This window comes from Martelella sp. FLE1502 (genome assembly GCF_053484255.1).
This window is the reverse complement of the sequence record NZ_JBAKFQ010000019.1, coordinates 76,537-83,763: the sequence shown is the minus strand read 5'-3', so window position 1 is coordinate 83,763 and position 7,227 is coordinate 76,537. Positions and strand designations below refer to the sequence as shown.

The 7,227-nt window shown below is 61.5% G+C and carries 6 protein-coding genes; all 6 read left to right on the top strand.

All coding sequences use genetic code 11. The features are described 5' to 3' along the window. Positions 1-164 precede the first annotated feature (164 nt). The 6 genes from V6767_RS16060 (at position 165) to V6767_RS16035 (ending at position 7,196) form a co-directional block, all read left to right on the top strand. Positions 165-1,823, top strand: coding sequence for an NAD+ synthase (locus V6767_RS16060; RefSeq protein ID WP_448474403.1), 1,659 nt, complete (start codon positions 165-167; stop codon positions 1,821-1,823). Between the two features lie 62 nt (positions 1,824-1,885). Continuing rightward, the gene (locus V6767_RS16055) at positions 1,886-2,713 is read left to right on the top strand and encodes a TolB family protein (RefSeq protein WP_448474402.1); all 828 of its coding nucleotides are present in this window, start codon (positions 1,886-1,888) and stop codon (positions 2,711-2,713) included. Between the two features lie 100 nt (positions 2,714-2,813). Continuing rightward, positions 2,814-3,644 carry a UDP-2,3-diacylglucosamine diphosphatase gene (locus V6767_RS16050; RefSeq protein WP_448474401.1) on the top strand — a complete coding sequence of 277 codons (831 nt, stop codon included), beginning with the start codon at positions 2,814-2,816 and terminating at the stop codon, positions 3,642-3,644. Between the two features lie 195 nt (positions 3,645-3,839). Then, on the top strand, positions 3,840-4,997 hold the full coding sequence (locus V6767_RS16045; protein ID WP_448474400.1) for an MlaE family lipid ABC transporter permease subunit: 1,158 nt from the start codon (positions 3,840-3,842) through the stop codon (positions 4,995-4,997). Positions 4,998-5,006: 9 nt separating this feature from the next. Further along, entirely contained in the window at positions 5,007-5,810 is an 804-nt protein-coding gene (locus V6767_RS16040; protein WP_448474399.1) for an ABC transporter ATP-binding protein, read from the top strand. A gap of 15 nt (positions 5,811-5,825) precedes the next feature. Continuing rightward, on the top strand, positions 5,826-7,196 hold the full coding sequence (locus tag V6767_RS16035; RefSeq protein ID WP_448474398.1) for an MlaD family protein: 1,371 nt from the start codon (positions 5,826-5,828) through the stop codon (positions 7,194-7,196). Positions 7,197-7,227: the final 31 nt, after the last annotated feature.

Here is a 7,227-nt window from a genome sequence, read left to right as displayed (position 1 = left end):
TTCCTAATCTCAATGATCGCTCATATGCGATAGCCCTGCCTCAAGGGGGGAGATTATTGGTGAGCACCTTCAGCTCGATGTTTTGAGCTTTCGAGCCTTTTCCGGTTTGATTTTTCCCTGAAAACATGGTGTCCATCCCTGCAGACCTGAAAGGTGGATTTGCCATGGACAGCATCACAATCGCACTCGCCCAGCTCAACCCGACCGTTGGCGATATCGCCGGCAATCTGGAGAAGTTGAGGGCGGCGCGCAGGGCGGCGGCCGAGAAGGGCGCAGACCTGCTGGTGTCGACCGAGCTGTTCATTTCCGGCTATCAGCCTGAAGACCTGGTGATGAAGCCTGCCTTCCTCGCTGCCTGCCTGAAGGCGGTGGAGGCGCTGGCTGCTGATACCGCCGATGGCGGTCCCGGCGTCATCGTCGGCTTTCCGCGACAGGGCGAGGCGGGGCGGCACAATTCCGTGGCTGTGCTCGACGGCGGCGAAATCATCGCGATCCGCGACAAGGTGGACCTGCCGAACTATGGCGAGTTCGACGAGAAGCGGGTCTTCGTGCCGGGCGAGATGCCTGGTCCGGTGAATTTTCGCGGGGTCAGGATCGGTATCCCGATCTGCGAGGATATCTGGGGCGACCTCGGCGTCTGCGAGACGCTCGCCGAATCGGGCGCGGAGCTGCTGCTGTCGCCCAATGGCTCTCCCTATTATCGCGGCAAGGTCGATGTCCGCCATCAGGTGGTGCTGCGCCAGGTGATCGAGACCGGCCTGCCGCTGGTCTATCTCAACACGCTCGGCGGGCAGGACGAACTGGTCTATGACGGCGGCAGTTTCGGCTTCAACGCCGATCGCGCGCTCGCCTTCCAGATGCCGCAATTTGCCGAAGAGATCGCTTTCTCCAAATGGCGGCGCGGCGCGGATGGCTGGGTTATCGAAACCGGCGAGATGGCGGCGTTGCCCGTGGGCGAGGCATCGGATTATCACGCCTGCGTGCTGGGCTTTGCCGATTACGTCAACAAGAACGGCTTCAAGAGCGTGGTGCTCGGCCTTTCCGGCGGCATCGACTCGGCGCTGTGCGCGGCAATCGCCGTCGATGCACTGGGCGCGGAGCGGGTGCATTGCGTCATGCTGCCCTATCGCTACACCTCGGAGGATTCGCTGAAGGACGCCGCCGATTGCGCGAAAGCGCTCGGCTGCCGGTACGATATCGTGCCGATCGAGGAGCCTGTCACCGGCTTCCTATCGGCGCTTGCCGATATGTTCGAGGGCACGGAAGAAGGGATCACCGAGGAGAACCTGCAAAGCCGCACCCGCGGCACCATCCTGATGGCGATCTCCAACAAGTTCGGCGCGATGGTGGTGACCACCGGCAACAAGTCGGAAATGTCGGTCGGCTACGCGACGCTTTACGGCGACATGAATGGCGGCTTCAACCCGATCAAGGATCTCTACAAGATGCAGGTCTATGGCGTCTCTGCCTGGCGCAACGGCGCGCGGCCGGAGGGCATGCTGGGGCCGGAGCGCGGTGTTATCCCGCAGAACATCATTGACAAGAAGCCGTCCGCGGAGCTGCGCCCCAACCAGACCGACCAGGATTCGCTGCCGCCCTATCCGGCGCTGGACGATATTCTGGAATGCCTGGTGGAAAAGGAAATGTCGGTCGAGGCGATCGTGGCGCGCGGCCATGATGTGGAGACCGTGCACCGCATCGAGCACTTGCTCTATATCGCGGAATACAAGCGCCGCCAGTCCGCGCCGGGCGTGAAGATCACCAAGAAAAATTTCGGCCGCGACCGGCGCTATCCGATCACCAACCGTTTCCGCGACCGCTGAGGCACGCGTGACATCGGCGCTCGGAATGCTATGGTCCGGGCGGTTCGTGGAGGAGATGTCCGGTGCGCAGTTCGGTTGAAATCTATTATATCGCAAGCCGGCAGGCGCGGGTCGTGTTCCAGTCCGACGCGCTGATCGAGGCGCCGAATTGGTCGCCGGACGGCGGCCATCTGATGGTCAACAGCGATGGCATCATGTACCGCCTGCCGCTTGGCGGAAAGCCGGCGCTTGAGCGCATCGACACCGGGTTCGCCGTCCAGTGCAACAATGATCACGGCATCTCGCCCGATGGCGCGACCATCGCGATCTCCGACAAATGCGAATTCGGCAAGTCCGCGATCTACACGGTTGCGGCCGCAGGCGGCACGCCGAAACTGGTGACCGAAAACCTGCCATCCTACTGGCACGGTTGGTCGCCGGACGGCGCGCGTTTTGCCTATTGCGGCATCCGCGACGATGTCTTCGATATCTATACGATCGCGGCTGAAGGCGGGGAGGAGCTGCGGCTTACCCATGGCGAGGGCCGCAATGACGGACCGGACTATTCCTTCGACGGCGAATGGATCTATTTCAATTCCTCGCGCACCGGGCTGATGCAGATCTGGCGCATGCATCCCGATGGCACGGGCCTTGAGCAGGTCACCGGCGATGACTACGGGAACTGGTTTGCCCATCCATGCCCGACCAATGACCGCGTGATCCTGATCTCCTACGATCCGGACGTCTTCGACCACCCGCGCGACTGTCAGGTGCGGGTGCGAATGATGGACATGGATGGCGGCAATCTGGAGACATTGTTCGAGCTTTTCGGCGGGCAGGGCACGATGAATTCGCCGAACTGGTCGCCCAAGGGCGATGCCTTCGCCTTCGTGCGCTATCAAGCTGTCTGAAGCCTCTCAACCCCCGCCCAAAAACGGCATGTCATCAAGTTGAAATACGACTCTGCTTTTAACTCCTGTGACGGCAACACACGCAGGGCGGGTCGAAGGCATGGAACCCAGGCAATTCAGAACACTGTTCATTTCTGATGTTCATCTCGGCTCCAAAGCCGCGAAGGCGGATTTCCTGCTCGATTTCATGCGCCACCATGAAGCCGATACCATCGTGCTCGTCGGCGATATCATCGACGGCTGGCGGCTGAAGCGGAACTGGTATTGGCCGCAGGTCTTCAACGATGTCATCCAGAAGATGCTGCGCAAGGCCCGCAAGGGCGCGCGCATCATCTATATTCCCGGCAATCACGACGAGTTCCTGCGGAACTTCCCCGGCACCCATTTCGGCGGCGTCGAAGTTGCGGAGCGGATGATCTTCGAGGCCGGCGACGGCAAGAAATACCTTGTCATCCACGGCGACGAATTCGATGTGGTCGTGCGCCATGCCCGCGTCGTCGCCTATCTCGGCGACTGGGCCTATGATGCGGCGATTGCCATCAACCAGGTTCTCGCCTTCTTCCGCCGCAAGCTGGGGTTGCCCTACTGGTCGTTTTCGGCCTGGGCCAAGCTGCAGGTCAAGCATGCGGTCAACTTCATCGGCGAGTTCCAGCGCGTCGTGGTTGAAGAGGCGCGCCGCAACGAGGTCGACGGCGTCATCTGCGGCCATATCCATCACGCCGTGATCGAGGATATGGACGGGCTGCGCTACATCAATACCGGTGACTGGGTGGAAAGCTGCACGGCGGTGGCCGAGCATTTCGACGGCACATTTGAACTGATCTCCTGGCAGAAGATCGAAACGGCGGAGGCTCCCGTCGCTGCCGAACCGGTCGAGGCCGATCCGGTGCCCTTGCTTCTGGCCGCCCGCGACAGGAATCACGCGGCGTAAGCTTCAGCAAACGCTTCTCCTCGCCATTGAAAAGACTTGCAATCTCCGACAGGCCGTGAAAAGCCTAGCAAATGTTATTTGCAGGGTTGCGCCATGGCCCGCGCGCCGGCTTTGAAGGTCGCGCGGCGCGTTGTCCGGTCGGCCGGATCGCGGCGTCCACCCGTTCCAAGAGCGCACGAAACTGGATAATGGCTTTTGCAGAAAGCGGATAATTCCACAGCCTCTCTCACCTTCAAAAGCGACGAAAAGCCGTCGGCGCTTGTGTTTGAAGGCGATTGGACCGTTCACAACGCCGCAGCGCTCTACGGCGAACTCGACGGCCTTGGCGGCAAGCTGAAAGGCGCCGGCGGCGGATCCGTGACATTCGATCTCTCCGGCGTCGGGGTTATCGACACCGCGGGCGCCTGGCTGATTCGCGAGGCCGAGGCCAAATGCGGCGACGCCGGTCTCGACGTCGAGATGCACGGCATGACGGACCGGCTCGGCGAACTGCTTGAGGCCATTCCCGAGGAACTGCCGGAGCCGGAAAAAGCGCCGGCCCGGCAACGATCGATCGTACAATACGTGCTGGAGCCGGTCGGCATTTCCGCGGTGGCGGCCGGTCGCGACATCTATGCCGGCGTCGGGTTCTTCGGCGCGCTTTTCGTCGGACTCGGCGAACTGTTTTCGAAACGCGGCGGCGTCAACATGGCCGCGATCACCGCCCAGATCGATAATATGGGCGTCCGCGCCGTGCCGATCATCGCGCTGATGTCGTTCCTGGTCGGCGCGATCATCGCCCAGCAGGGGGCGTTCCAGCTCAGCTATTTCGGCGCTGAGCTGTTCGTGGTCGATCTTGTCGGCATCCTGCAGCTGCGCGAGATCGGCGTGCTGTTGACCGCGATCATGATCGCCGGCCGCTCGGGCAGCGCGATCACCGCCGAAATCGGCGCCATGCGCATGCGCGAGGAAATCGATGCGCTCAGGGTCATGGGGTTCGATCCGATCGCGGTGCTGGTCTTTCCGCGCATGCTGGCGCTGCTCATCGCCTTGCCGCTGCTGACGATTCTGGCCAATTTTGCCGCGCTCGTCGGCGCCGCAGTGGTGGTCGATCTTTATGCCGGCATCACCTATGAGACCTTCTTGCAGCGGCTGCAGGAGGCGATCGACCTTCCCGACCTGATTTCCGGTCTGGCCAAGGCCCCCGTGATGGCCGTGATCATTTCGATCGTTGCCGCGCTGGAAGGCATGAAGGTGGGCGGAAGTGCGGAATCGCTTGGTCAGAAGGTCACGGCCTCCGTGGTGAAGTCGATCTTCGTCGTCATTCTCGCCGATGGCATCTTCGCGATCTTCTACGCCGCGATCGATTACTGAGGAGCCGAGGTGGATATCGAACAGCAACCGCAGGACGACAGGGACACGGTGCTCAGTGTGCGCGACCTCACTGTGGGGTTTGGCGGGCCGACGGTTCTCGAAAACCTCGACCTCGATGTCTATCGCGGCGAAATCCTCGGTTTTGTCGGCGGATCGGGCACGGGCAAATCCGTGCTGATGCGCACCGTGTTGCGGTTGAACCAGCGGCAGGCGGGAACGATCAATATTTTCGGCAAGGATTTCGACCATCTGAGCTACGAGGAGCGGCTGGCGATCGATATGCGCATCGGCGTGCTGTTCCAGCACGGTGCGCTGTTTTCGGGCCTGACCGTGCTTGAGAATGTGCAGGTGCCGATGCGCGAATATCTCGACCTGCCGAAAAAGCTGATGGACGACCTGGCGCGGCTGAAGATCGAGATGGTGGGCCTGCGGCCTGAGGCGGCCGACCGCTTCCCGTCGGAACTGTCGGGCGGGATGATCAAGCGCGCCGCCCTTGCCCGCGCGCTGGCGCTCGACCCGGACCTCGTCTTTCTGGACGAGCCGACATCGGGCCTCGATCCGATCGGCGCGGCGGAGTTCGACGAGCTGATCGCCCGGTTGCGTGACACTTTGGGCCTGACGGTCTATATGGTGACCCATGACCTCGACAGCCTGCACGCCGTTTGCGACAGGATCGCGGTGCTGGGCAAGAAGAGAGTTCTTGTCGAGGGAACGCTGGAGAAGCTCCTCGATTTTGACGATCCCTGGGTACAGAGCTATTTCAGGGGTAAACGATCCCGCGCCATTTTCGGCGCCGGCCAGAATAGCCAATAGCGCGGACGGGCAGTTATGGAAACCAAAGCAAATTATACCGTTGTCGGCTTCTTCGTCCTGCTGGTGCTGGCCGCCGGGGCCGGGTTTATCTTCTGGATGCAGGAATACGGCCGCCAAGGCCCCGTCGCCGACCTTATCGTGCGCATTCCCGGCTCCGCAAACGGACTCAGCGTCGGTTCCGCGGTGCGCTTCAACGGCATCCAGGTGGGCTCGATCAAGTCGCTTGAGATCGATCCCGCCGACTCCCGCTACACCATGGCGCGGACCCAGGTGAAGGCGACCACGCCGGTTTACAAAAGCACCAATGCGAAGCTGGAGCTTCAGGGCCTGACCGGTACCGGCTATATCGAACTGTCGGCCAATGGCGAGCAAGGGGACAATATCCTGCAGGAATCGCTGCGCACGGACGAGCCGGCGGAGCTGACGGCCGACAAATCCGGCCTCTCCAACCTGCTGACCACCGCCGACCGGATCATGAAGCGTCTCGACGACACCGTTGGCCAGGTGCAGACGCTGGTGGATGATGTCAGCACGCCGCTGACCCAGACGGTCAAGAACATCGATACATTCACCGGCGCGCTTGCCGACAATTCCGACCAGATCGGCGAGTTCCTCGAATCCATTGGCAGGATGTCCGATACGGTCGACGGGCTCGCCGGACGCCTCGACAAGACGGTGGCCTCGCTTGACGTGCTGATCAAGGCGGTCAATCCGGAGGAGGTCGGCAAGATCGTCAACAACGCTGAGACGATCACGACCAACGTTGCCGTCGCCTCGAAGAACCTGGATGAGGTCATTACGCAGTTCGGCGACGCAATCGAAAGCTACGCCACGTTCGGGAAAACGGCGCAGGATGTGTTCAAGCAGGTCGATGCGATCGTCACAACGATTGACCCTGAAAAGGTCGGCAGCTCGATCGATGATTTCTCGGTTGTCATGGCGGATGCCAAGTCCGCGGTCGCTTCCGTCAAGGATGTTGCCGCTTCGATCGATGCCAAGACCCAGAGCATCGATACCGCGATAGAGAACGTCTCCAACATGTCGATCAAGCTCAATCAGGCGTCCACGCGGGTGAACGAAATCCTGGTGAAGGTCGACGACCTGCTCGGCTCCGACAATGTCGAATCACTGTCCGACCAGGCGCGCGATACGCTGGTCGCGGTGAAGCAGGCGGCCGAGACGCTGAACGCCCGGATCGGGCCGATCGCGGCAAATATCGAGAATTTTTCCGGCTCCGGTCTCCGGGATGTGCGCGGTCTCGTCAGCGATACCCGCCGCACAGTCGACAATCTGAACCGCACGATCGAATCGATCAGCAACGACCCACAGCAATTCATCTTCGGGTCCGACAGCGTGAAGACCTATGACGGGCGCAAGCGTTACTAAGCGCCCGGCGAACGGTGCGGGCGGATGCGGG

Bases quoted from the DNA above. Each gene is read 5' to 3' on its own strand.
- V6767_RS16060 (WP_448474403.1), top strand. From the start codon at position 165: ATGGACAGCATCACAATCGCACTCGCCCAGCTCAACCCGACCGTTGGC.
- V6767_RS16035 (WP_448474398.1), top strand. From the start codon at position 5,826: ATGGAAACCAAAGCAAATTATACCGTTGTCGGCTTCTTCGTCCTGCTG.
- V6767_RS16050 (WP_448474401.1), top strand. From the start codon at position 2,814: ATGGAACCCAGGCAATTCAGAACACTGTTCATTTCTGATGTTCATCTC.